This is a genomic window from Acidimicrobiales bacterium, from assembly GCA_035536915.1.
GTDB lineage: Bacteria > Actinomycetota > Acidimicrobiia > Acidimicrobiales > JAHWLA01 > JAHWLA01.
This window is the reverse complement of the sequence record DATLNE010000047.1, coordinates 71,588-93,598: the sequence shown is the minus strand read 5'-3', so window position 1 is coordinate 93,598 and position 22,011 is coordinate 71,588. Positions and strand designations below refer to the sequence as shown.

Annotated in this window: 24 protein-coding genes and 2 tRNA genes; 9 read left to right on the top strand and 17 right to left on the bottom strand. The window is 69.6% G+C overall.

Annotated elements, in window-relative coordinates:
• Positions 1-117 precede the first annotated feature (117 nt).
• Complete coding sequence (locus tag VM938_14715) at positions 118-261, bottom strand: hypothetical protein (protein ID HVF76285.1); 144 nt, start codon at positions 259-261, stop codon at positions 118-120.
• An 82-nt stretch (positions 262-343) separates the two neighbouring features.
• Here VM938_14715 and VM938_14710 point away from each other — a divergent pair, with 82 nt between their 5' ends.
• Positions 344-697, top strand: a complete 354-nt coding sequence (locus tag VM938_14710; GenBank protein ID HVF76284.1) for a helix-turn-helix domain-containing protein — start codon at positions 344-346, stop codon at positions 695-697.
• 35 nt (positions 698-732) lie between these two features.
• Here VM938_14710 and VM938_14705 read toward each other — a convergent pair whose 3' ends face one another.
• The 10 genes from VM938_14705 to VM938_14660 form a co-directional block, all read right to left on the bottom strand.
• A complete protein-coding gene (locus tag VM938_14705; GenBank protein HVF76283.1) occupies positions 733-1,641 on the bottom strand; it encodes a hypothetical protein in 909 nt (302 codons plus the stop codon).
• 86 nt (positions 1,642-1,727) lie between these two features.
• Positions 1,728-1,800, bottom strand: a tRNA-Glu gene (locus tag VM938_14700).
• Between the two features lie 26 nt (positions 1,801-1,826).
• Positions 1,827-1,898: transfer RNA gene (locus VM938_14695), tRNA-Gln, on the bottom strand.
• Between the two features lie 50 nt (positions 1,899-1,948).
• A complete protein-coding gene (locus VM938_14690) occupies positions 1,949-2,569 on the bottom strand; it encodes a YdcF family protein (protein ID HVF76282.1) in 621 nt (206 codons plus the stop codon).
• 9 nt (positions 2,570-2,578) lie between these two features.
• Positions 2,579-3,961 carry a glutamate--tRNA ligase gene (gltX, locus tag VM938_14685; protein ID HVF76281.1) on the bottom strand — a complete coding sequence of 461 codons (1,383 nt, stop codon included), beginning with the start codon at positions 3,959-3,961 and terminating at the stop codon, positions 2,579-2,581.
• Positions 3,961-5,106 (bottom strand): acyl-CoA dehydrogenase family protein, encoded by a 1,146-nt coding sequence (locus VM938_14680; GenBank protein ID HVF76280.1) that lies wholly within the window; start codon positions 5,104-5,106, stop codon positions 3,961-3,963. The genes gltX and VM938_14680 overlap by 1 nt, the downstream gene beginning before the upstream one ends.
• A complete protein-coding gene (locus VM938_14675; protein HVF76279.1) occupies positions 5,107-5,619 on the bottom strand; it encodes a hypothetical protein in 513 nt (170 codons plus the stop codon).
• A 43-nt stretch (positions 5,620-5,662) separates the two neighbouring features.
• The gene (cimA, locus tag VM938_14670; protein HVF76278.1) at positions 5,663-7,258 is read right to left on the bottom strand and encodes a citramalate synthase; all 1,596 of its coding nucleotides are present in this window, start codon (positions 7,256-7,258) and stop codon (positions 5,663-5,665) included.
• Positions 7,248-8,165, bottom strand: a complete 918-nt coding sequence (locus VM938_14665) for a branched-chain amino acid transaminase (GenBank protein HVF76277.1) — start codon at positions 8,163-8,165, stop codon at positions 7,248-7,250. Before VM938_14665 ends, cimA begins: the two co-directional genes overlap by 11 nt.
• A gap of 2 nt (positions 8,166-8,167) precedes the next feature.
• Complete coding sequence (locus tag VM938_14660) at positions 8,168-9,145, bottom strand: 3-isopropylmalate dehydrogenase (GenBank protein HVF76276.1); 978 nt, start codon at positions 9,143-9,145, stop codon at positions 8,168-8,170.
• Positions 9,146-9,316: 171 nt separating this feature from the next.
• Here VM938_14660 and greA point away from each other — a divergent pair, with 171 nt between their 5' ends.
• Positions 9,317-9,790 carry a transcription elongation factor GreA gene (greA, locus tag VM938_14655; protein HVF76275.1) on the top strand — a complete coding sequence of 158 codons (474 nt, stop codon included), beginning with the start codon at positions 9,317-9,319 and terminating at the stop codon, positions 9,788-9,790.
• Between the two features lie 32 nt (positions 9,791-9,822).
• Positions 9,823-10,833: a hypothetical protein gene (locus VM938_14650; protein ID HVF76274.1), complete on the top strand. Its 1,011-nt coding sequence runs from the start codon at positions 9,823-9,825 to the stop codon at positions 10,831-10,833.
• Positions 10,834-10,845: 12 nt separating this feature from the next.
• On the opposite strand, the gene VM938_14645 is transcribed toward VM938_14650, so the two are convergent.
• Positions 10,846-11,592, bottom strand: a complete 747-nt coding sequence (locus tag VM938_14645; protein HVF76273.1) for a HAMP domain-containing sensor histidine kinase — start codon at positions 11,590-11,592, stop codon at positions 10,846-10,848.
• 134 nt (positions 11,593-11,726) lie between these two features.
• Here VM938_14645 and VM938_14640 point away from each other — a divergent pair, with 134 nt between their 5' ends.
• Positions 11,727-12,071, top strand: coding sequence for a helix-turn-helix transcriptional regulator (locus VM938_14640; protein HVF76272.1), 345 nt, complete (start codon positions 11,727-11,729; stop codon positions 12,069-12,071).
• Here VM938_14640 and VM938_14635 read toward each other — a convergent pair.
• Complete coding sequence (locus tag VM938_14635) at positions 12,068-13,384, bottom strand: MATE family efflux transporter (GenBank protein ID HVF76271.1); 1,317 nt, start codon at positions 13,382-13,384, stop codon at positions 12,068-12,070. The genes VM938_14640 and VM938_14635 overlap by 4 nt on opposite strands.
• On the bottom strand, positions 13,381-14,010 hold the full coding sequence (locus VM938_14630) for an IclR family transcriptional regulator (GenBank protein HVF76270.1): 630 nt from the start codon (positions 14,008-14,010) through the stop codon (positions 13,381-13,383). The genes VM938_14635 and VM938_14630 overlap by 4 nt, the downstream gene beginning before the upstream one ends.
• 61 nt (positions 14,011-14,071) lie before the next feature.
• Between VM938_14630 and leuC the strand changes: the two genes are divergently transcribed.
• The 3 genes from leuC to VM938_14615 are packed head-to-tail and all read left to right on the top strand — an operon-like array spanning position 14,072 to position 16,703.
• Positions 14,072-15,472 (top strand): 3-isopropylmalate dehydratase large subunit, encoded by a 1,401-nt coding sequence (gene leuC / locus VM938_14625; protein ID HVF76269.1) that lies wholly within the window; start codon positions 14,072-14,074, stop codon positions 15,470-15,472.
• Complete coding sequence (gene leuD, locus VM938_14620) at positions 15,472-16,074, top strand: 3-isopropylmalate dehydratase small subunit (GenBank protein ID HVF76268.1); 603 nt, start codon at positions 15,472-15,474, stop codon at positions 16,072-16,074. The genes leuC and leuD overlap by 1 nt, the downstream gene beginning before the upstream one ends.
• A 41-nt stretch (positions 16,075-16,115) precedes the next feature.
• A complete protein-coding gene (locus VM938_14615) occupies positions 16,116-16,703 on the top strand; it encodes a pyridoxamine 5'-phosphate oxidase family protein (protein HVF76267.1) in 588 nt (195 codons plus the stop codon).
• Here the strand turns inward: VM938_14615 and VM938_14610 are convergent.
• Positions 16,694-17,110, bottom strand: a complete 417-nt coding sequence (locus VM938_14610) for a hypothetical protein (GenBank protein ID HVF76266.1) — start codon at positions 17,108-17,110, stop codon at positions 16,694-16,696. The genes VM938_14615 and VM938_14610 overlap by 10 nt on opposite strands.
• Positions 17,111-17,180: 70 nt before the next feature.
• Here VM938_14610 and ftrA point away from each other — a divergent pair, with 70 nt between their 5' ends.
• A complete protein-coding gene (gene ftrA / locus VM938_14605; GenBank protein HVF76265.1) occupies positions 17,181-18,155 on the top strand; it encodes a transcriptional regulator FtrA in 975 nt (324 codons plus the stop codon).
• A 6-nt stretch (positions 18,156-18,161) separates the two neighbouring features.
• On the opposite strand, the gene VM938_14600 is transcribed toward ftrA, so the two are convergent.
• Positions 18,162-19,709: a 2-isopropylmalate synthase gene (locus tag VM938_14600; protein HVF76264.1), complete on the bottom strand. Its 1,548-nt coding sequence runs from the start codon at positions 19,707-19,709 to the stop codon at positions 18,162-18,164.
• A 186-nt stretch (positions 19,710-19,895) separates the two neighbouring features.
• On the opposite strand from VM938_14600, the gene VM938_14595 reads away from it, so the two are divergent.
• On the top strand, positions 19,896-20,390 hold the full coding sequence (locus VM938_14595) for a hypothetical protein (GenBank protein HVF76263.1): 495 nt from the start codon (positions 19,896-19,898) through the stop codon (positions 20,388-20,390).
• A gap of 16 nt (positions 20,391-20,406) precedes the next feature.
• On the opposite strand, the gene serA is transcribed toward VM938_14595, so the two are convergent.
• A complete protein-coding gene (serA, locus tag VM938_14590) occupies positions 20,407-21,978 on the bottom strand; it encodes a phosphoglycerate dehydrogenase (protein ID HVF76262.1) in 1,572 nt (523 codons plus the stop codon).
• Positions 21,979-22,011 lie beyond the last annotated feature (33 nt).

Sequence of the window (22,011 nt, the reverse complement as noted above, 5' to 3'; positions counted from 1 at the left end):
GAAGGCGAAACGAAAGCGACGGGCAGGTCTTCGAAACCGCACGCAGAGCACCTCAGCGTGCTCACCGTCACACGGGTACGGATTTTCACACAGGTACCCGGATGGTACGTCTCGTCGTCACCGCTTCCCACCGCGCTTGGGCGCGCGCTGCGAGAGGGCGCTCGCAGCGGCTGTCTTCGACGCCTTGCTCGTGCGCCCGTCACGAAGCACCTTCGACGCAGCCTTGGCCGCCGCCGAACCGGTCTTCCTCGTTCCTGCCATGGTTGTCTCCTTTGGTAGTTTCTGTACTCCAGAGTGTACGACCGTCTTGGCTCTTTGTCAACTGCGGTGTACAGTGTCTGCCATGACGAACGTGCCGCGGGACACGGCGAGCCTCGGGCGGGAGCTCTCCTCAGCACGGCTCGCGGCCAAGCGTTCTCTCCGCGAAGTGGCGGCGGCGGCCGCCATCTCGGCGGCGTACCTCCAGAAGCTTGAGCGGGCACAGGTTGACGAACCCTCCCCGAAGATCCTGAGGCGCCTCGCTGACGCGCTAGGTCTCGAATATGCGCGGCTGATGGAACTCGCGGGTTACGAAGTCGCGCGAGTGGGCCGTAGTGCAGGCCCTCTCGTGACACGGTTCGCCCGTAGCAACCTCACCGAGACCGAGGAACGAGCCGTGGCGGCTTTCATCGACCACCTGATCGCCCAACGCGGCTGACTCGCTTGGGGCGATGCTGCCTGCGAACGTCCGCTCTAACGAGCCGCTTCGATCTCGCCACGCGACCGATAGTCGCCCGGATAGGGCGAGTAGCCGAACCCGACCTGGCACGTGAAGCGCACATCTCGGGGTTTGCCCGGGGATGCGGCCGTGGCCGACGCAAGGTCGACCCCTGGGCCAATCGGCTGCGGCCCCGCGATCTTGAGGAGGAACGCCAGCGGAGGGAACGCGGCCTCAAGTAGCCATGCCCAGCCCCCGTCAGCACCGTCGACCACGAGAGCCGGCCCGGCAAGCCGCGACCGCGGGCCGGCGTAGAGGTTCATCACGAGTTCCCACCCGGTCGGCAGCGGTTCCTCGCTTCGGCCGAGGATGATCGACCGGAGCACCGGCTCGCGTTCGGTCAGTCGCCAGTCGCCCGCGAGCGAGGCCATCATCGAAAGCACCTGCCGAACGAGTGCAGGCGGGTCCACGTCAGGGAAGCCCGCCTCGACCCCCATCGGGACAGTGCCGCTGGCGAACTCCGCCAGCGGGAGTTGCGCCAGTACCTCGCCACCGAGCGTGGCCCAACGTCCGTACTCTTTGCCGTAATCGCCGCCAGTGGCGTTGTTGCAGTCGCGGCAGAGGGTGTAGCCCCAGATGCCGCCGCCGGAGCGACGGCCTCCCGGCAGGTGTTCGAGCGTCTCTCGTTTCAGCCAGTCGTCGATTGTGTATCCGGTCGGCTCCCCCTTGTTTCCCGCGCCTCGTGGCGGGATGTGCTCTCGCGAGAGTGTTCGTGTCTCCCCGCAGAGTCGGCACCACCCAACCGCTTTTCGCCTGGGAAGCATCTCTGAGGTACTGGCGCCGTCGGCCTCCATGTAGCCCGGTGGCGCGAGGGCGACCGCTTCGGCTGGCGGGTAGAAGTTGCGACTGGGGTAGCTCGGATGACCGATGGCGCGAAAGCCCACTGCCCCAAACTACGGCCGGCTCAGCACCTCCGCTTCGCCGCAAAACGACAAAACCGCAGGCCTTGTGGCCTGCGGCTTCGCTGCTGCACCCCCAACGGGATTCGAACCCGTGCCGCCACCTTGAGAGGGTGGTGTCCTAGGCCACTAGACGATGGGGGCTTGCGCCGGCCGGAGCCGGCGGCGAGCTCGGGGGGGAGGACTCGAACCCCCAATGACAGGGCCAGAACCTGTTGTGTTGCCGATTACACCACCCCCGAACGGGCAGGTGCAGATTAGCCGCTCCCGCCTCGGGGTCGCGCATCGAGAATCACGTCCGCCGCTCCGCCACGGTGTCGCGCAGGCCCACGGCCCGGCGGAACCCCACGACCCGGCCGACGGCCACCGCGGCGGTCTCCTTCACCAGGTGCCGTAACTCCGTCGCCCCCGAGATCGGCGACGTGCGGGTGGGCGACACCGTGGCGTCGAGGCCGAGCTCCCCGGCCATCTCGTGTACCCGCTCGGCGTGGAACGGGTCCGTCACCAGCACCACCCGCGGCAGGTTCCGCTGCCGCAGGATCCCCGCCACCGAGGCCAACTGCTGCCACGAGTTGCGCCCGTAGGGCTCCCACAGGATGGCCGAGCCGGGCACGCCCTTCTCCTGCAGGTAGGCAGCCGACGCCCCCGCCTCCGTCTGCGAATCCCCCGCCTGCCGCCCGCCGGTGACGACCACCACCCGCGCCAGCTTGCGCTCGTACAGGTCGACGGCGTGGTCGAGCCGGGCCCGCAACACCGCAGACGGCCGCCCGTTGTACTGGGCGGCCCCGAACACGACGATGGCATCGGCCTCGCGGGCGCCGTCGCGGCGCGACGCTTGCCACACCTGCACGAACGTCACCCCCAGGAACAGCAGCACGGCGACGAGCGCCACTGCGACCACCCGCACCGCCACGCGCAGCAACTACTGCGCCTCCGCCAGCTTCTCCTGCGCCCGCTGCAACCGTGCCAACGTGCGCTCGCGCCCCAACACCACCAACGATTCGAACAGCGGCGGCCCTACGTCGCGCCCCATGACCGCCACCCGGATGGGGAACTGCGCCTTGCCGAGCCCGAGCTCGAAGCGCTCGCCGATGGCCGCGGTCAGGTCGTGCAACGCCTGGACTTCCCACTCGCACGTCGCGTACTCCGACGCAGCGGCGGCCAACAGCTCCGCCGCGTGCGCCCCCCGCACCACCCGCTTGTCCCATGTGGCGTCGACGAACACCACCTCGTCGACCAACAGGAAGTCGATCATGCCGGGCACCTCACCCAGCACCTTGATGCGCTCCTGCACCAACGGGGCCAGCGAGCGCAACGCCTCCTCCCCTGACGGCGGCACGAACGGCAGCGCCGCGGCCACGAACTCGTCCACCGACATCGCCGCGATGTACTGCTGGTTGAAGTGCGCCAGCTTCTTCTCGTCGAAGAAGGCGGGCGAGTTGTTGACCTCCTCCAGCCGGAACTCCGCCACCAGTTCGTCGATCGACAGGAACTCGCGGTCGCCACCCGGCGCCCACCCCAGCAACGCCAGGTAGTTGACCATGGCCTGCGGCAGGTAGCCCTGCTCCCGGTAGTCCTCCAGCGCCACCTTGTCGCGCCGCTTCGAGAGCTTCTGGCGCTTCTCGTTGACCAGCAACGGCAGGTGGGCGAACACCGGCACCTCGGCATCGTCGGCCAACGCCGACCACAGCAAGAGGTACTTGGGCGTGTTGGGCAGGTGGTCCTCGCCCCGCACCACGTGCGTCATCTTCATGTCGAGGTCGTCGACCACGTTGGCGAGGATGAACGTCGGCGTGCCGTTCGTGCGCGCCACCACGAAGTCCTCGATGGTCACGTTCTCGAAGGCGGGCTCGCCGCGGACGAGGTCGCGCACCACGGTCGTGCCCTCGTCGGGGGTGGCGAAGCGCAGCGCGCCCTCGCTCAACCCTCGGTCGCGGCAGAACGAGTCGTAGCCCGGTGTGGCGCTGCCCTTGGTGCGGGCGTCGACGTCCTCACGGGTGCACGTGCAGTAGTAGGCGTGGCCGGTCGACACCAACCGGTCGACCGCCGCCCGGTACAGGTCGGACCGCTGCGACTGGAAGTACGGCCCCTCGTCCCAGTCGAGGCCGAGCCAGCGCATCGACGTCTGGATCATCTCGACCCACTCGGGCCGGTTGCGTTCGGCGTCGGTGTCCTCGATGCGCAGGACGAACGTGCCCCCGACCTGACGGGCGAACAGCCAGTTGTACAGCGCAGCGCGGGCGCTGCCCACGTGGAAGAAGCCGGTGGGCGACGGCGCGAAACGAACGCGAACGGGAGAACCCACTAGGCCAGCAGTCGCTTGGCCATGACCACGCGCTGCACCTGGTTGGTGCCTTCGTAGATCTGGGTGATCTTGGCGTCGCGCATGAAGCGCTCGACCGGGAACTCCTTGGTGTAGCCGTAGCCGCCCAGCAACTGCACGGCGTTGGTGGTGACCTCCATGGCCACGTCGGAGGCGAAGCACTTGGCCATGGCCCCGGCCAGGGTCAGCTCACCACGTGGGTCGCCCTCGTCGACCATGGCGCACGCCCGGAATACCAGCGCGCGGGCGGCTTCGAGCTTCATGCCCATGTCGGCCACCATGAACTGCAGCCCCTGGAAGTCGGCGATGGGGCGCCCGAACTGCTTGCGCTCCTTCATGTAGCCCACCGCGTAGTCGAGGGCGGCCTGGGCGATGCCTACGGCTTGCGCGCCGATCGTCGGACGAGACCGGTCGAGCGTGCCCATGGCGATGTAGAAGCCCTGCCCCTCCTCGCCCACCAGGTTCTCGGCGGGCACCCGCACGTCCTCGAAGATCACCTCGCCCGTGGGGCTGCCCCGCACGCCCATCTTGTTCTCGAGCTTGCCGATCTTGACCCCCATGTCCTTCTCGACCACGAAGCACGACACGCCGCGGTGGCCCGCGTCGGGATCGGTCTTGGCGAACACCGTGTAGGTGGTGGAGATGCCCGCGTTGGTGATCCAGTACTTCGAGCCGTTGAGCACGTAGGAGTCGCCGTCGCGCACCGCCCGCGTCTTCATCGACGCCACGTCAGAGCCGGCGTCGGCCTCCGACAGGCAGTAGCTGCCCTGCCACTCACCTGACGCGATGCGGGGCAGGTACTTGGCCTTGAGGGCGTCGCTCCCCCAGTTCATGACCGGGATCATGCCGAGCTTGGAGATGAGCATCGACAGGCTGGTCGATGCGCACGCCCGCGACACCTCCTCCACCATGATGGCCTGGGTGACGTGGTCGGCCCCGTGGCCGCCGTAGTCGGCAGAGATGCCCAGCGCCGGCAGTTCCATCTCCACGCAGGCCTGGTAACTGTCCCACGGGAACTCGGCTTTCTCGTCGACCTCGGCGGCACGCGGCGCGATCTTGTCGTCGCAGAACTGCCGCAGCACGCGACGGAAGTCGCGCTGCTCGTCGGTCAACGTGATCGGCTGCACTCAGTCGACCTTCACGAGCTCACGCCACGACGACATGCGCTCGCGCACCTGGGCGGGCGTCAGTCGCAGCGTCTCTTCCGGCACGCGGTCGACGATGCCCCGCTGGTCCCAGTAGTGGTGCGAGGCCGCCTGGAACAACGGCGTGCGGAACGCCACCAGGTCGGCCGGGGCGTCCCCGAGGTAGCCCCACAGGGTGAAGGCCAGCTCCAAGTCGTAGACGACGGGTGCCCGCCCGAACAGCGCAGCGCGTTTCATGGCCACGCAGACGCACCCGGCGCTGGCATCGGCCTCGTGCTCGTCCGGCGCCAGCGTGAGCTTGCCCTCGAAGTGGCGGGCCAGCTTGAGGGCGTAGCCCTGGTCGGGGCCGGGTGTGCCGATCTTGGAGCCGGTGGGACGGCTGTTGCCCTTCAGCTCAGCGGGCCGGTCGGGCCGCCACGCCTCGGGGACGGGCAGCCGTTCCGGTGCGCGCACCTTGTCCGCGGTCGAGAGGGGGACGTAGTCGGGCTGCGCCATGCCCCCATCATCCCCTACGCACGGCTACCCGCGGCAAACCTGCTCAGGCATTGTGCAACAAGCCGTAGACGACGGAGTCGGAGAGGGCCTGCCACGAGGCTTCGATGATGTTCTCCGACACGCCGATGGTGGTCCACGACCGCTCCCCGTCGGTGGAGTCGAGCAGCACGCGGGTCACCGCGCCGGTGCCCTTGGCCGTGTCGAGCACCCGCACCTTGTAGTCGGTGAGGTGCACCTGGGCCAGCGCCGGGTACTTCGACCCGATGGCCAGGCGCAGGGCGGCGTCGAGGGCGTTGACCGGGCCGTTGCCTTCCGCCGTGGTGACGATGCGCTCCTCGCCGACGTGCACCTTGATGGTGGCTTCAGTGGTGAGCTCGCCCTCCCGCTCGTCGGTGATGACCCGGAACGACTCCAGCCGGAAGTAGGGCTGCTCCCAACCGGCGGCCCGGCGCATGAGCAGCTCCAGCGAACCGTCGGCCGCCTCGAAGTGGAAGCCCTCGTGCTCCAAGCGCTTGAGGGTGTCGACCACCTCGTTGAGTGTGGGGCCGTCGGCCTCGATACCGAGCTCCTGCGCCTTGATCTGCAAGGCCGACTTGCCCGCCAGCTCGCTGACGAGGAACCGGGTGCCGTTGCCCACCAGGTCGGGGTTGATGTGCTCGTAGGCGTCGGGCCGCTTGGCGATGGCACTCACGTGCAGCCCCGCCTTGTGGGCGAAGGCCGAGGTGCCCACATAGGCCGCCTGGGGGTTGAGCGTGATGTTCACCAGCTCGGAGATGTGGTGCGACACCGCGGTGAGCCGCTCCAGCCGGTCGGCGGGGATGGTGGCCACGCCGAGCTTGAGCGACAGGTTGGCGATCGTGGTGGTGAGGTTGCAGTTGCCGGTGCGCTCGCCGTAGCCGTTGATGGTGCCCTGCACGTGGCGGGCGCCGCCCAAGACAGCAGCCACCGCGTTGGCCACGCCGCAGCCGGTGTCGTCGTGGGTGTGGATGCCCACGGTCACGTCGTTGCCGAGGTACTCGACCACTTCCGACACGATGCGCTCGACCTCGTGGGGCAGCGACCCGCCGTTGGTGTCGCAGAGGACCAACGTGTCGGCCCCTCGCTCGGCTGCCGCTTCGAGCACCCGCAGGGAGAACTCGGCGTTGCGCTTGTAGCCGTCGAAGAAGTGCTCGGCGTCGAAGAGCACGCGCCGTCCGGTGCCGCGCAGGAACTCCACCGAGTCAGCCACCATGGCGACGCCCTCGTCGAGCGTCGTCTCCAACGCTTCGGTGACGTGGTAGTCCCAGCACTTGCCGACGATGCACACGACCGAGGTGTCGGCCTCCACCAAGTGGCGCAGGGTGTCGTCGGAGTCGACCTTGCCCAGCTTGCGCCGGGTGGAGCCGAAGGCGACCAGTGTCGAGGTCTGCAGTGTCAGCTCGGTCTTTGCCCGGCGGAAGAACTCCTCGTCCTTGGGGTTGGCGCCGGGCCAGCCGCCCTCGATGTAGTGGAGGCCGAGCTGGTCGAGCTGCTCGGCGATGCGCAGCTTGTCGTCGACCGTGAGCGAGATGCCTTCGAGCTGGCTGCCGTCGCGAAGCGTCGTGTCGAAGACTTCGACGGACTGCGGGAGCGCCCGGCGTACCGGGCCGTCACTGGACATGTTCGAGCCAATCCTTGTAGCGGTCGACCTCGCCCCGGACGGTGGCGAAGTAGGTCTCTTGGATCTGCTTGGTGATGGGGCCGGGCTCGCCGAGCTCGCGGTCGTCGACCGAGCGGATGGGCACGACCTCGGCCGCCGTGCCCGTCAGGAAGGCCTCCTCGGCCACGTAGAGGTCGGAGCGCAAGATGTTGCCCACCTCGCACTCGAGGCCCATGTCTCGGGCGATCTTCATCACCGAGTTCTGGGTGATGCCCTCGAGGGCACCGGCCGACAGGGGCGGGGTGATGAGGCGGCCGTGGCGCACCACGAAGATGTTCTCACCGGTGCACTCGCTCACATAGCCCTGCGGCGACAGCAGGATGGCCTCGTCGTAGCCCGCCTTGAGCGCCTCGATCTTGGCCATCGAGGAGTTGATGTACATGCCCGTGCCCTTGGCCGCGGGCGGCATGGCGTTGGGGTCGTGGCGCTGCCACGAGCTGATCTTCATGCGCACACCGTGCTGCAGCCCCTCCTCGCCCAGGTAGGCGCCCCACGGCCACACGGCGATGGAGACGTTGACCGGGCACGGCAAGGTGTTGAGCCCCATCTCGCCGTAGCCCAGGTAGACGATGGGGCGGACGTAGCACGAGTCCAGGCCGTTGACCCGCACCGTCTCCTTGCAAGCCTCGATCAGGTCCTCCCGCGAGAACGGGACGTCGAGCATGAAGATCTGGGCGCTCTCGAACAGGCGGTTGATGTGATCGGTCAGCCGGAAGACGGCGGGGCCTCGCGCCGTGGCGTAGGCCCGGATGCCCTCGAACACGCCGCAGCCGTAGTGCAGCGAGTGGGTGAGGATGTGGATCTTGGCGTCGTCCCAGTCGACGAGATGCCCGTCCATCCAGATCTTCTCCGACTTGGTGATCGGCATGGTTACACCCTTCCGGCGACCGCGTCGCCCAGCTCGGAAGTGGTGCCGGGTAGGCCCTTGGCCTCCGACACCGCCTTGGTGATCCGGGCGGCGGCGTCCCCCTCGCCCAGGAAGTCCAGCATCATGGCCGCCGACCGGATGGCGGCCAGCGGGTTGGCCTTGCCCGTCCCCACGATGTCGGGGGCGGACCCGTGCACCGGCTCGAACAACGACGGGCCGGTGCGATCGGGGTTGAGGTTGGCAGAGGCGGCCAGGCCGATGCCCCCCGCCACCGCCCCACCGAGGTCGGTGAGGATGTCGCCGAAGAGGTTGTCGGTGACCACCACGTCGTAGCGCTCGGGCGACTCCACGAAGTAGATGCAGGCGGCGTCGATGTGGTGGTAGGCGGTCTGCACGTCGGGGAACTCGGCGCTCACCTCGTCGAAGGTGCGCTGCCACAGGTCGCCTGCGAAGGTGAGGACGTTGGTTTTGTGCACCAGCGTGAGGTGGCGCCGCTCGCCGGCGTCGGCCAGCCCGAAGGCGTAACGGATGCAACGCTCCACGCCCCTGCGGGTGTTGACCGATCCCTGGGTGGCGATCTCGTGCGGCGTGCCCTTGCGCAAGAAGCCGCCTTCGCCTGCGTAGGTGCCTTCGGTGTTCTCACGGACGACCTGGCAGTTGAGGCGGTCGGACTCGAAGGGCCGCAGGTTCACGTACAGGTCGAGCTCGAAGCGCATGCGCAGGAGCAGCCCGCGCTCGAGCACCCCAGGGGGCACGTCGGGCGTGCCCACGGCCCCGAGCAGGACGGCGTCGAAGCCCCGCAGCTCGTCGAGCACGGTGTCGGGCAGCACCTCACCGGTGCGGAGGTACCGGGCGCCGCCGAGGTCGTACTCGACCTCGTCGAGGGTCACGCCCGCGGCGCGCACGACCTTGCGGGCCTCGGCCATGACCTCCGTACCGATCCCGTCCCCGGCGATGACTGCGACTCTGTGGGTTGCCAACGAAAAGCTCCTGAGAAATGAAAAACCGCCCACTTCTGTGGACGGTCGACAGCGCACACCGGAGGGCCGGCGAGCGCTACGTGGTAATGACTACGAAGGTGCTGGACAGCGACATGGTCCCGCCAGTGTCTCCCGTCGAGGCGCCCTTCGTCAACCGATAGCCTCGACGGGATGAGCGAGACGCAACTCTCCCGCGCCGCCTTCGAACGCCTGCAGGCCGAGCTCGAAGACCTGACAACGCGTGGCCGCGTCGAGATCGCCCGAGCCATCGAAGCGGCCCGCACACTCGGCGACCTTTCCGAGAACGGCGACTACCACGCGGCCAAGGACTCCCAGGGGAAAATGGAGGCCCGCATCCGCCAGCTCGAGCACATGCTGGCCAACGCCGCCATCGTCGACGAGTCGGCCACGCCTAAGGGCGTCGTGGGCGCCGGGTCGGTCGTCACCATCCGCTACGACGGCGACGACGACACCGAGCAGTACCTGATCGGGTCGATCGAGGAGAAGAACGAGGCCTACGACGTCATCTCCCCCAGCTCGCCGTTGGGGCAGGCCCTCGTGGGCCGCAAGGCGGGCGAAGTCGTGGAGTACGACGTGCCCAGCGGGGCGCGCCTCAAGGTCGAGCTCGTCAAGGTCGGCGCCTGAGCGGGTTCGTCGGCGACACGCGGGCCACCGCCGTGGTGGCCGCCGACGGCCGCCTCTCCTGGGGCGACGTCGTGGTCCGGCTCGGGCCGGTCGAGGGGGCGCAGTCGTACGAGCCCGCCACCAACGTGTTGCGCACCCGCATGCCAGCGGCCGAGGTCGTCGACTTCCTGCCGTGGCTGGGCGACAGCCTGCGTCCCGACGGACGCGTGATGCGCGTCGTCAGCGGGCCGTTCGACCTCGACGTGGAGCCGGTGAACCCCGGTGCACGGGTTGTCCGCTTTTCCGCCGGTGTCGCCTTCGACGACACCGTGGTGCGCACTGTCGACGCGGGCGAACACACGGTGGTGACGGTCGGCCCCGATGACGAGGGGCTGTCGCTCGACGGGGCCATGGACCTGCTCGACCGCACCGAACGGGCCTGGCGGTCGTGGTTGGCGCCCATGTCGTACGACGGTGCATGGAGGGCAGTGGTGGAACGGTCGTTGCTGGCGGTCAAGGCCCAGCCCGTCGGCGGCGTAGGAGCGACGGCACGGGCCACGCGCACGTACGCGGCGTTGGGGCTCGACGAGGACGCCGACGCGGGGCGTTCTCGGCTGCGGGCCCTGCTGGCCGAGGCGGAGTTGCCCGAGCTTCTCCTGGCCGCCCTCGACGTGGCCCGCGCCCTCGACGGCGACGTGGCGCCCGAGGTGGTCGACTGCTGGGCCGACGAGTGGCGAGAGGCCGAGCGTCCCCGGCAGCGGCTGCACATCGCCCGGGCGCTCCGGTTGGTGGCCCAGGCGGCGTTCGCCCGGAACCCGCTCGACCTGGCGGCGGCCGCGTGGCGGGCCGAGGCCATCGAGATCGAACGGGAAGTCGTCGACGACGACGAGCCCGGCGTGGTGGAGCTGGCGGACCAGCATCGCTGGGAGGACGCCCACGGGCAGATGGACATCATGCTGGGGTCGCTGTCGTCGCTGGGCTTCGCCACCGCCCCGCCGCCCGACGTGGGCAGCCAGCTCGACGTGGTCGACGCCGCCGTGGCGCTGGGCGTCGGCCCTCGCTGAAGCCCGCCGGCCTCAGGCGGGGGCGGCGCCGCCGCTGCGGTCGCGCCGCTGGGCCAGCACGACGCGGGCGACGGTGCCACCACCGGGCCGAGGCAGCAACGTCACCGTGCCACCGAGCGAGGCCGCCAACTCCCGCACCACATGCAGGCCCACCCCCATGCCGCCCGGCGCCGGGTCGTTGCCTTGGCGGAAGAGCTCGAAGAGCTGCTCGGGGTCGCCCGGCGGGACCCCGGGGCCACGGTCGAGCACGTCGACGGTGAAGGCGGTCTCCTCCAGTGTGGCCTCCACGGTGATGGGTCCGATGGTGGCGTACTTGGCCGCATTGGCCAGCAGATTGATCATGATCTGGCGCAGGCGCGACGGCACCGTCCACACCATGAGGTCGTCGGGGACCCCGTTCACGATCCGGCCCGCGGCCACCGGCCCGACGGCCTCGCAGGTATCGCGGACGAGCTCCGCCAAGTTGATGTGCTGACGACGGGTGTCGGCTACCAGCGACCCGCGGAGGCCGCCGCCTTCGCGCAGGTCTCGCAGGAGCTCGGCCATGTGCTCGGCCTGCCGCTGTCCTCGCACGGCGATGTCGGCCACGAAGGCGGCGTCGACGTCGGGGGTCTGCAGCGCCTCGAAGGCGGCGAGGATGACCGTCAGCGGGTTGGCGAGCTCGTGCACCAGCACCCGGGTGAGCTGTTCAACGGCCTCGGGGCCGGCCGCCTCGCCCGCCTCTTGGAGCCGTTGTCGTCGTTCATTGTCGTCAACCATGCCGACTCCGTTTGACAACGAGAGGTGTATGGACGTGTGTCACACTGTAAAAGCGTAGAGTAAACCGGCCTAATTTTGCGGAATATGACCACTCCGACTTCACAAATTGTGTCGAGTCATCTACAACGCAGGCCATGGGGAGATTCGGTGAGATTCTTCGGGCTCGCCGAGAAGAGCAGGGGCTCGAGCAGGGCGACGTGGCGCGCCAGCTCGGAGTAACCCAACAGACGGTCTCCAAATGGGAGACCGGTGTGACGGTTCCGCGCGCCTCGCGCATCGCTGCGTTGGCCTCCTTGTTGGAACTGGACCCTGCACTTCTACACCGCGCCGCGGGGTCGGCAGGCGCATCGTCGCTGCGAGCAGGGAGTTTCCCGGCGGTGTCGAGCCTGGCGCTGGAACTGCTGTCGGAGCGAGACCTTTTACGCCTGCTCGACGCGGCATGGCAGGAGTTCCGTCGACGACGCCATCTCGACAGCTAAGCGGTGGCCGCCGAGAGCCACCGATCGTGGCGGTAACGGAACCAGTTCGCCAGCGCCCGGCCCGTCATCCAGGCCAGCAATCCGACCCACAGCCCGACGATGCCCAACGACTTGTGCAGAAGCACAGCAATAGCAAACGGGCTGAACACCACGAGCCCGATGACCGTGCTCCATTGCAGGAACCGGAAGTCGGATGCGCCGATCAACACGCCGTCGAGCACGAAGGCGATAGCCGCCGGCACTTGCACCACGGCGGCAATGAGCATCGCCACCCGCGCCCGTTCCACGACCGAAGGATCTTCGCTGAACAGCTGCGGCAGGACGGGCGACGCGGCCGCCAGCGCCAGCCCGACGACGACTCCGGCGAGGGCGCCCACCCGCAAGAGCCGCTCCGACACCGCCCGGGCTTCGACGGTGTCGCCCGCACCCAGTGCCGTGCCCACGAGGATCTGGCCGGGGATGGCGAGCGAGTCGAGCACCAAGGCCAGGAAGAAGTGGACCTGGACGGTGATCTGGTGCCCTCCCAAGGTGGCCGGGCTCACCCGGGCCGCCACCGCCGTGGCCAGGGCCAGGGCCGAGAACAGGGCGGCGGTGCGCAGGAACAAATGGCGGCCCGCCACCAAGAGGCGGCGGATCTCGGCGGCCACGGGACGGCGCCCTGCCTCGGCCGCCAGGAGACGGGGCGCCAGCAGGGCGAGGAACCAGGCGGCGGCGCCCACCTGGGCCACCACGGTGCCCCAGGCCGAGCCCGCCACGCCGAGGTCGAGCCCGTAGACCAGGGCGAACTCCAAGACGGTGTTGACGACGTTGGCCGCCAAGGTGACGACCAGCGGCGTGCGGGTGTCGGCCACGCCCCGCAGGTAGCCGTGGGCCACGAAGGCCACGAGGACGAAGGGGATGCCGACGGTGCTGATGCGTAGGTAGGTGCGGGCGGCCGCTGCGATCTCGCCCTCGCCGCCCACGGCGGACACGAGCGGCCCGCTCGCCCCCGCCAGCACGGCCGCCAGCGGGATGCCGATGAGGGCGCACAGCCACAGGCCTTGGGCGGCCACGGCCCCGGCACCTCGGTGGTCGCCCCGCCCGGTGAGGAAGGCCACCCGGGCGGTGGTGCCGTACGACAGGAAGTTGAACACGGGCAGGAGGCCCGCCAACACCACGGACGCCACGGCCAGCCCGCCCAGGGGCACGGTGCCCAGCCGACCGACGATGGCCGTGTCGACGAGCACGTACAAGGGCTCGATGGCGAGGGTCCCCAGCGCCGGGACGGCGAGGGCGATGATGCGCCTGTCGCGTGTGTCGAGCCGCGAGGTCAAAGCCAGTCCATGGCCCGCTCGATGCGATGGGCCGCTTCGATGACGGCCAGTGCGTACTTCTTGCCCGGCGCCCGCGTGGTGCGCTCGACCGGCCCCGACACCGAGACGGCAGCCACCACCTCGTCGCCCTGCAAGACGGGGGCGCTCACCGACGCCACGCCTTTTTCCCGCTCCTCCACGCTCTCGGCGTAACCCCGCTTGAACACGGCCGGGTCTTCCCGCAGGACCTTGCCGGCGGAGCCCTTGTCCATGGGCAGGACGGCTCCCACCGGGACGATCGTGCGCAAGCCGTGCGGCGACTCGATCGACACCACGCACACCCGGCCGCCGTTGCGGGGCACGTAGAGCTGCACGCTTTCCCCGGTCTGGTCGCGCAGGTCTTCGAGGATCGGCCGGGTCACGCGCTCGAGCGTGGAGCCGATGAGCCGCGGCCCCATGACGAAGCGCCCGTCGTCGTCACGCCCGACCAGGCGGTGGCACTCCAGGGCCACGGCCAACCGGTGCGCGGTCGCCCGGTTGAGCCCCGTGGCCTCGACCAGCTCGACGAGCGTGCGCGGCCCGCCCTCCAAGGCATCGAGGATGGAGACGGCCTTGTCGATGACCCCGATCCCGCTTACACTCGCCATGAGATGAGATTCTCATCTCACTATGTGAGACAGTCAAGTGAGAAGTCGAGTGGGACAGCCAATGGGAAAAACGCTGAGTGAGAAGGTCTGGGATCGGCATGTGGTCCACCACGCCGAGGGCGAGCCCGACCTGCTCTACATCGACCTCCACCTCGTGCACGAGGTGACCTCGCCCCAGGCCTTCGACGGGCTGCGCCTGGCGAACCGGCGGGTGCGTCGTCCCGACCTAACGCTGGCGACCATGGACCACAACGTCCCGACGATGAACATCGACCAGCCCGTGGCCGACCCCATCTCCCGCAAGCAGATGGAGGTGCTGGCGGCCAACTGCGCCGAGTTCGGCGTCCCCCTCTACCCCATGGGCCACCGCAACCAGGGCATCGTCCACGTGATCGGCCCGGAGCTGGGCCTGACCCAGCCGGGCATGACGATCGTGTGCGGCGACAGCCACACGGCCACCCACGGCGCCTTCGGGGCGTTGGCGTTCGGCATCGGCACCAGCGAGGTCGAGCACGTGCTGGCCACCCAGACGCTCCCCCAGCGCCGTCCCGGCACCATGGCCGTCGAGGTCGAGGGCGACCTTCCCGCCGGGGTAACGGCCAAGGACGTCATCCTCGCCGTCATCGGCCGCATCGGCACCGGCGGCGGCATCGGCTCGGTCATCGAGTACCGGGGCTCGGCCATCCGGGCGCTGTCGATGGAAGGGCGCATGACCGTCTGCAACATGAGCATCGAAGGCGGCGCCCGGGCGGGCATGGTCGCCCCCGACGACGTGACCTTCGCCTACCTGGAGGGCCGCAGGCACGCCCCCAAGGGCGCGGCGTGGGAGCGGGCGCTCGACGAGTGGCGCTCGTTGGCAACCGATGCCGACGCCACCTTCGACAAGTCGGTGACCCTCGATGCCGCCGAACTTCGTCCGCACGTCTCGTGGGGCACCAACCCGGCGCAAGTGGTGCGCATCGACGGCGCCGTCCCCTCGCCCGACGCCTTCCTCGACCCGGCCGAACGCGACGCCGCAGCTCGGGCGTTGGAGTACATGGGCCTGGAGGCGGGCACGCCGGTGCAGGAGATCCCCGTCGACACCGTGTTCATCGGGTCGTGCACCAACTCCCGCATCGAGGACCTGCGGGCAGCGGCCGCAGTGCTCGACGGCCGTCGGGTCAAGCCGGGCATGCGGGCCATGGTGGTGCCCGGTTCCATGTTGGTGAAGGCCGAAGCCGAAGCCGAGGGGCTACATGAGGTGTTCAAGGCCGCGGGCTTCGAATGGCGGGAGGCGGGCTGTTCGATGTGCCTGGCCATGAACCCCGACAAGCTGGCACCGGGCGAGCGGGCGGCATCGACGTCGAACCGCAACTTCGAGGGCCGCCAGGGCCCGGGCGGCCGCACCCACCTGGTTTCCCCGCCCGTCGCCGCCGCCACCGCCGTGGCCGGCCGCTTCGCCACCCCCGAGGAGCTCGACTGATGGAGCCCATCCGCGTCATCACCGGCACCGCCGTCCCCCTGCGGCGCAGCGACGTCGACACCGACCAGATCATCCCGGCCGAGTGGCTCAAGCGGGTAGAGCGCACCGGCTTCGGCGAGGGCCTGTTCTCGGCCTGGCGCCAGAAGGAGGGGCCGTCGTTCCCGCTGAACCGCCCCGAGTTCCAGGGCGCCTCGATCCTCCTGGCGGGCGCCAACTTCGGCACCGGCTCGTCACGGGAGCACGCCGTGTGGGCGCTGACCGACTACGGCTTCCGCGCCGTCGTCTCCCCGCGGTTCGCCGACATCTTCCGCAACAACTGCACCAAGGCCGGCCTGGTGCCGGTGCAGGTCGGCGAGGAGGTCGTCGAGGCGCTCATGGCCGCGGTGGAAGCCGACCCCACGGTGGAGGTCACCGTCGACGTCGAATCCCGCGTGGTCTACGTGCCGTCACTGGGCATCGAGTCGCCGTTCCCCATGGACGACTTCACCCACTACCGGCTGCTCGAAGGGCTCGACGACATCGGCCTCACCCTGCGTAACGAAGCCGCCGTCGACCGCTTCGAAGCGCAGCGGTCCGACCTCCTGCCCACCACCAGCGCGTAAATTCCCGCCGCGTCGCGACGGCTGCTCGATACGGTCGGCGCATGCCGACGCCTCGTACAACCGTCCGCCGCCGGGGCGCTCGGGGTGCCTACGACCGGGCCACCATCGACGCCATCCTCGACGAGGGCAAGGTCTGCCACGTGGCCGTGGCCGACGACGACGGGCCCGTGGTGTTGCCGACGGGCTACGTCCGCATCGGCGACGAGGTGCTCCTCCACGGCGCCGCGGGCAACCACCTGCTGCGACTGGTGGGCGACGGCAGGCCGGTGTGCGTGACGGTCACACTGCTCGACGGCTTGGTGCTGGCCAAGAGCGCCTTCAACCACTCGATGAACTACCGCTCGGTGGTGGCTTTCGGGCGGGGCCGAGTGGTGGAAGGCGACGAGAAGCGGGCCGTCCTCGACGCCTTCGTCGACCACATCGTGCCCGGGCGCAGCGCCGAGGCCCGTCCGCCCACGCAGCGCGAACTCGACGCCACGCTCGTGATCGCCGTCCCCCTCAATGAGGCGTCGGCCAAAGTCCGCAGCGGCGGCCCGCACGACGACGAGGCCGACCTGGCCCTCGACGTGTGGGCCGGGGTCATCCCCGTCAGCCTCGTCGAGGGCGAGCGCGTGCCCGCTCAGCCGTAGCGGGCCCGCAGTTCGAGGTGGCCGATCAAGCGCCCCACCAACCGGGAGGCCGTCTCGTCGAACCCGTCGTCGGCGAGGGCGTCGGCGAGCACGGCAGCGGCGGAGGCCGCGGCTGGGGCGAGGGCGCCGCGCTCGGCCAGTGAGGTCGCCACCTCGGCCACCGTGGCCTGCGGGCCGACCGGCACATGCTTGGAGGCGGCCAGTTCCCAGAGGGCGGCTTGGAGTCGGATGGCGGCATCGGCGTTGCCGAGCGACATCGCCGTCGACCACCGGCCCGAGAGCAACACGGGGAGCTGCCATGTCTGGCGGTTCACGGCGGCCAGCTGTTCGTCGGTGGGAGGCCGGCTGCGTCGTGACCACGTGCGCAGGAGCGACCGCCGGGGTTCGATTGCTTCGGTAGCGTCCATGGCACGATTCTCTACCTTCGCAAGGAAATTGCCTAGTGGCAGAAACGCCCTCGTGCGTTATAATCCTGCCATGGCTCGCAAGCGGCACACGGTCGCCGTCCCCGTGTTCGACGGCGTGGCGCCGTTCGAACTGGCTGTCCCCTGCGAGGTGTTCGGGATCGACCGCTCCGAGCTGGTATCGCCCTGGTACCGGTTCAAGGTCTGCGCCGTGGGACCGACGCCGGTGCGCACCTCGATCGGCTTCAGCATCGACACGCCCTACGGCGTGAAGGATCTCGAGCGGGCCGACACCGTCATCGTCCCGGCCGGTGTCGGCGTGCACCGCGGCGCTCCGGAGCCGCTGCTGGACGCGCTGCGAACGGCGCACAGCCGGGGCGCACGAATCCTGTCGGTGTGCAGCGGCGCCTTCGTCCTGGCCGAGGCGGGGCTGCTCGACGGGCGCCGGGCCACCACCCACTGGGCGCATGCCGACGAGCTGGCCGAGCGCTACCCCGACGTGAAGGTCGACCCCAAGGTGCTCTACGTCGACGACGGCGACATCCTCACCTCGGCGGGTACCGCTGCCGGCATCGACCTGTGCCTGCATGTGGTCCGCCTCGACCACGGGGCCGAGGTGGCCAACGCCGTGGCCCGGCGCATGGTGGTGCCGCCGCATCGCGACGGCGGCCAGGCCCAGTACGTCGACCAGCCCATACCCGTGGGGCCGGGCGACGACCTGTTGGGCGACCTGCTGGCGTGGATGGTCGAGCACCTCGACGAACAACTGTCGGTCGAGGACCTCGCCTCCCGAGCCGCCATGTCGCCCCGTCACTTCGCCCGCCGCTTCCGGGCGGTAACGGGTACGACGCCCCACCAGTGGCTGCTGAGCCAGCGAGTATTGCTGGCCCAGCGCCTGCTGGAGACGAGCAACGAGCCCATCGAGTTGATCGCCGACCGATGCGGGTTCGGCACTGCCGCCAACCTGCGGCAGCACTTCGCCCGCATCGTGGGCACCTCCCCTGCCGCGTACCGCCGCACGTTCACGTGCGAAGCAGTCGGCAGGTGACCTCGACTACGGCGTGGCTTCGGGCGTCTTCACCTCGTTGCGGGCGCGCACCCGGACGAGCCGGTTGACGGCGCCGAGGTAGGCCCGGGCCGACGCCTCGACCACGTCGGTCGACACGCCCCGGCCGGAAACGCGGAAGCCGTCCGCTTCGATCTGCACGACGACGTCGCCGAGGGCGTCGATGCCGCCGGTGACCGACGACACGTTGAAGTCGGTGAGCTTGGCGTCGACGCCGGTGGCCGCCTTGATGGCCTGGCAGGCGGCGTCGATCATGCCGTCGCCCTCGGCCGTGGCCTCCACCTTCTCGCCCGTGCGGAGGAGCACCACCCGGGCGCGGGGCACGCCCACCGTGCCGCCGTTGACCTCGAGCGACTCGAAGGCGAAAGCAGGTGCGTCGGCTACACCGCCGATCTCCTCGGCCACGATGGCCTCAAGGTCGGCTTCGGTGATCTGCACCTTGCGGTCGGCCAGTTCCTTGAAGCGGGTGAACGCCGCGTTCAAGGCGTCGCCCTGGACGTGCAGGCCCATCTGCTTCAACGTGTCGGCGAAGGCGTGGCGGCCCGAGTGCTTGCCCAAGATGATCTGGCGGCCTTCCTGGCCCACCGACTCGGCGTCGATGATCTCGTAGGTGCTGCTGTGGGCCAGCACCCCGTGCTGGTGGATGCCGGACTCGTGGGCGAAAGCATTCCGCCCCACCACCGCCTTGTTGTACTGGACCGGGTAGCCGGTGAGGCGGGCCACCAACCGGCTGGTGCGGGCCAGTTCTTCGGTGTGCACGCCGACCTCGATGCCGGGGAACTGGTCGCCCCGGATCTTGATGGCCATGACGACCTCTTCCAGAGCGGCGTTGCCCGCCCGCTCGCCCAGGCCGTTCACGCACACCTCGACCTGGCGGGCGCCCGCCTGCACGCCGGCGAGCGAGTTGGCCGTGGCCAGCCCCAGGTCGTTGTGGCAGTGGGTCGAGGTGATGTAGTCGCCCTTGATGTTGCGACGGATGTACTGGATCAGCGCGCCGAAGTCCCAGGGGATGCCGTAGCCGACGGTGTCGGGGATGTTCAGCGTGGTGGCGCCTGCGTCGACTGCGGTCTGCAGGACTTCCATCATGAATTCGAGCGGGGTGCGGGTGGCGTCCTGCGGGCTGAACTCGACGTCGTCGGTGTGCTCACGGGCGCGAGAGACGCCGGCCTTGGTCTGTTCCAGCACCTGGGGCTCGGTCATCTTCAGCATGTGCTCCATGTGCTGCGGGCTGGTGGAGATGAACACGTGGATGCGCCCGCGGTCGGCATCCTTCAGCGCTTCCCAGCACCGGTCGACGTCGGCCAGATGGGTGCGGGACAGCCCGGCGATGACGGGGCCGCGCACCGAACGGGCGATGGCCTGCACGGATTCGAAGTCGCCCTGGCTGGCCACGGGGAAGCCCGCCTCGATGTAGTCGACGCCCAGCCGCGCCAGCTGTTCGGCGATCTCGAGCTTCTCGGCCACGTCGAGGGAGATGCCCGGCGACTGCTCGCCGTCTCGCAAGGTGGTGTCGAAAATGATCAGTCGCTCGGACATCTGGCGTTCCTTTTGTTGGTTGCGGGAGAAACAAAAAACCTCCTGGCCCGAGGGCACAGGAGGCGAAGGCGAGTTCCCGGACGGGAGCTCGCCGCTAGGTAAGAAGGAGGACGAAGGCGGGGGCCGCTCGCATGACCTGTTCATCGTTGCAGGACAGGGGTGGGGCGTCAAGGTACGTTGGGTTGCATGATTCGACGGTCGTTCCGCATCGGGCTGCGCGTGGGGTTGCTCGGCGGCATCGCCGCCGGGGTGGCGAAGATCGTGCAGTCACGGCGATCGCCGTCGCCGGTGGTGGAGTCCCCGCCGCCGTCGACAGAGGTCGCTCCCGAGACCGAGTGGCCGCCCATCCAGGCGCCCCCGACCGAGGTCGAGGCCGAGGTGCCGACCGTGCAGGCCGAGCAGGAGACGGCGGCGCCGGTGCGCAAGGCGCCTGCCAAGAAGGCGCCTGCCAAGAAGAAGGCGGCGCCCCGCACACGCAAGGCAGCGGCGCCTGCGGTGGCCACCGCGTGGATCGAGCCCACAGGCTCGGTGTGCCCGCCGTCGCACCCGGTCAAGGCCAAGCTGTCGAGCCGGCTGTTCCACCTGCCGGGCATGTTCGCCTATGCCCGCACCGTCCCCGACCGGTGCTACACCACGGCCGAAGCGGCCGAGGGCGACGGCCTGGTGAAGGCCAAGCGCTAAAGCGCCACGCGCGGGGCTACAGCTCGACGACGGAGTGGACGTCGAGGATCCCGGCAGACGACTCCAGGCGGTCGCGGACCTCGTCGGGCAGCGGTTGGTCCACGGCGATGGCCATGAGCGCGGTGGCGGTGGCGCTGTCGCGGGTGCGGCCGAGAGCCATGTCGGCGATGTTGACGCCCGCTTCGCCGAGCACGGTGCCGACGAGGCCGACCACGCCAGGGCGGTCGTCGTTGCGGACCAGCAGCATGTGGCGGGCGAAGGGGACGTCGATGTCGTGGTCGTCGACCATGACGAGGCGGGGCTCGCCTCGGCCTGCGGAGAGGGTGCCCGCCACCGCGTGGGTGTCGCCCCGAAGGGTGACCAGGTTCACGTAGTCGTGGGCCGTGGAGGTCTTGGTCTCGCGGACTTCGAGGCCACGCTCCTCAGCCAGTTGCGGCGCGTTGACGTACGAGACCTGGTCGGTGCCTGAGAACAGGCCCTTGAGGACCGACAGGGTGAGGATGCGGGTGTCGTAGTCGGCGATGGCGCCCTGGTACTCGATGTCGAGGACGGCGGGCATGCCGTTGTTGACGGCGGCGAGCAGGCGGCCCAGGCGTTCGGCCAGCGGGAGGAAGGGGCGAACGGTCTCCGACGCCTCGCCCGCGCTGACGTTGACGGCGTAGGGGACGAAGTCGCCGGCGAGGGCGAGCAGCACCTGCTCGGCGATGGTGATGCCGGCCTTGTCCTGGGCCTCGGCCGTGCTGGCGCCGAGGTGGGGGGTGACGACGACGGGATCGAGCTCGAACAACGGCGATGTGGTGGTCGGCTCGGCGGCGAACACGTCGAGGCCTGCGCCCGCCACCTGGCCGCTGCGCACGGCCTCGGCCAGCGCGTCCTCGTCGATGATGCCGCCGCGGGCGGCGTTGACGATGCGGATGCCGGGCTTGGCCTTGGCCAGCAGGTCCTTGTTGATCAGGCCCATGGTCTCGGGCGTCTTGGAGACGTGGATGGTGAGGAAGTCGGCTGTGGCCACGAGGTCGTCGATGGTGGCCACCAGCTCGATGCCGAGTTGGCGGGCGCGGTCGGGCGAGACGAAGGGGTCGTAGGCCATGAGGCGCATGCCGAAGGCCAGGGCGCGTTGGGCGACGAGGGCGCCGATGCGGCCGAGGCCGATGACGCCGAGCGTCTTGCCGTGGAGCTCGACGCCTTCCCACTTGGAGCGCTCCCATTTGCCTGCTTTGAGGGCGGCGTGGGCCTGGGGGACGTTGCGGGCCTGGGAGAGAAGCAGGGCCATGGTGTGCTCGGCGGCCGAGAGGATGTTCGACTGCGGGGCGTTGACGACCATCACGCCGCGCCGGGTGGCGGCGGCCACGTCGACGTTGTCGAGGCCGATGCCGGCGCGACCGACGACGACGAGGTCGGGTCCCGCTTCCAACACCTCGGCGGTGACCTGGGTGGCCGAGCGGATGATGAGGGCGTGGGCGCCCTTGACGGCGTCGAGCAGGTCGGAGGGCGACAGGCCCAGCTGCTCGTCGACGTCGTGGCCCGCCGCCCGCAAGGCGCTCAGGCCGCGTTCGGCGAGTTGCTCGGAGACGAGGATGCGGGCCATGTGGCCCATCCTCGCGAACCGGTTGTGCCCGCT

Coding starts and splice junctions, on each gene's coding strand:
- VM938_14715 (HVF76285.1), bottom strand. CDS start 261: ATGGCAGGAACGAGGAAGACCGGTTCGGCGGCGGCCAAGGCTGCGTCG.
- VM938_14710 (HVF76284.1), top strand. CDS start 344: ATGACGAACGTGCCGCGGGACACGGCGAGCCTCGGGCGGGAGCTCTCC.
- VM938_14675 (HVF76279.1), bottom strand. CDS start 5,619: ATGGCGCAGCCCGACTACGTCCCCCTCTCGACCGCGGACAAGGTGCGC.
- cimA (HVF76278.1), bottom strand. CDS start 7,258: ATGTCCAGTGACGGCCCGGTACGCCGGGCGCTCCCGCAGTCCGTCGAA.
- VM938_14665 (HVF76277.1), bottom strand. CDS start 8,165: ATGCCGATCACCAAGTCGGAGAAGATCTGGATGGACGGGCATCTCGTC.
- greA (HVF76275.1), top strand. CDS start 9,317: ATGAGCGAGACGCAACTCTCCCGCGCCGCCTTCGAACGCCTGCAGGCC.
- VM938_14645 (HVF76273.1), bottom strand. CDS start 11,592: ATGGTTGACGACAATGAACGACGACAACGGCTCCAAGAGGCGGGCGAG.
- VM938_14640 (HVF76272.1), top strand. CDS start 11,727: ATGGGGAGATTCGGTGAGATTCTTCGGGCTCGCCGAGAAGAGCAGGGG.
- VM938_14630 (HVF76270.1), bottom strand. CDS start 14,010: ATGGCGAGTGTAAGCGGGATCGGGGTCATCGACAAGGCCGTCTCCATC.
- leuC (HVF76269.1), top strand. CDS start 14,072: ATGGGAAAAACGCTGAGTGAGAAGGTCTGGGATCGGCATGTGGTCCAC.
- leuD (HVF76268.1), top strand. CDS start 15,472: ATGGAGCCCATCCGCGTCATCACCGGCACCGCCGTCCCCCTGCGGCGC.
- VM938_14615 (HVF76267.1), top strand. CDS start 16,116: ATGCCGACGCCTCGTACAACCGTCCGCCGCCGGGGCGCTCGGGGTGCC.
- VM938_14610 (HVF76266.1), bottom strand. CDS start 17,110: ATGGACGCTACCGAAGCAATCGAACCCCGGCGGTCGCTCCTGCGCACG.
- ftrA (HVF76265.1), top strand. CDS start 17,181: ATGGCTCGCAAGCGGCACACGGTCGCCGTCCCCGTGTTCGACGGCGTG.
- VM938_14600 (HVF76264.1), bottom strand. CDS start 19,709: ATGTCCGAGCGACTGATCATTTTCGACACCACCTTGCGAGACGGCGAG.
- VM938_14595 (HVF76263.1), top strand. CDS start 19,896: ATGATTCGACGGTCGTTCCGCATCGGGCTGCGCGTGGGGTTGCTCGGC.
- serA (HVF76262.1), bottom strand. CDS start 21,978: ATGGCCCGCATCCTCGTCTCCGAGCAACTCGCCGAACGCGGCCTGAGC.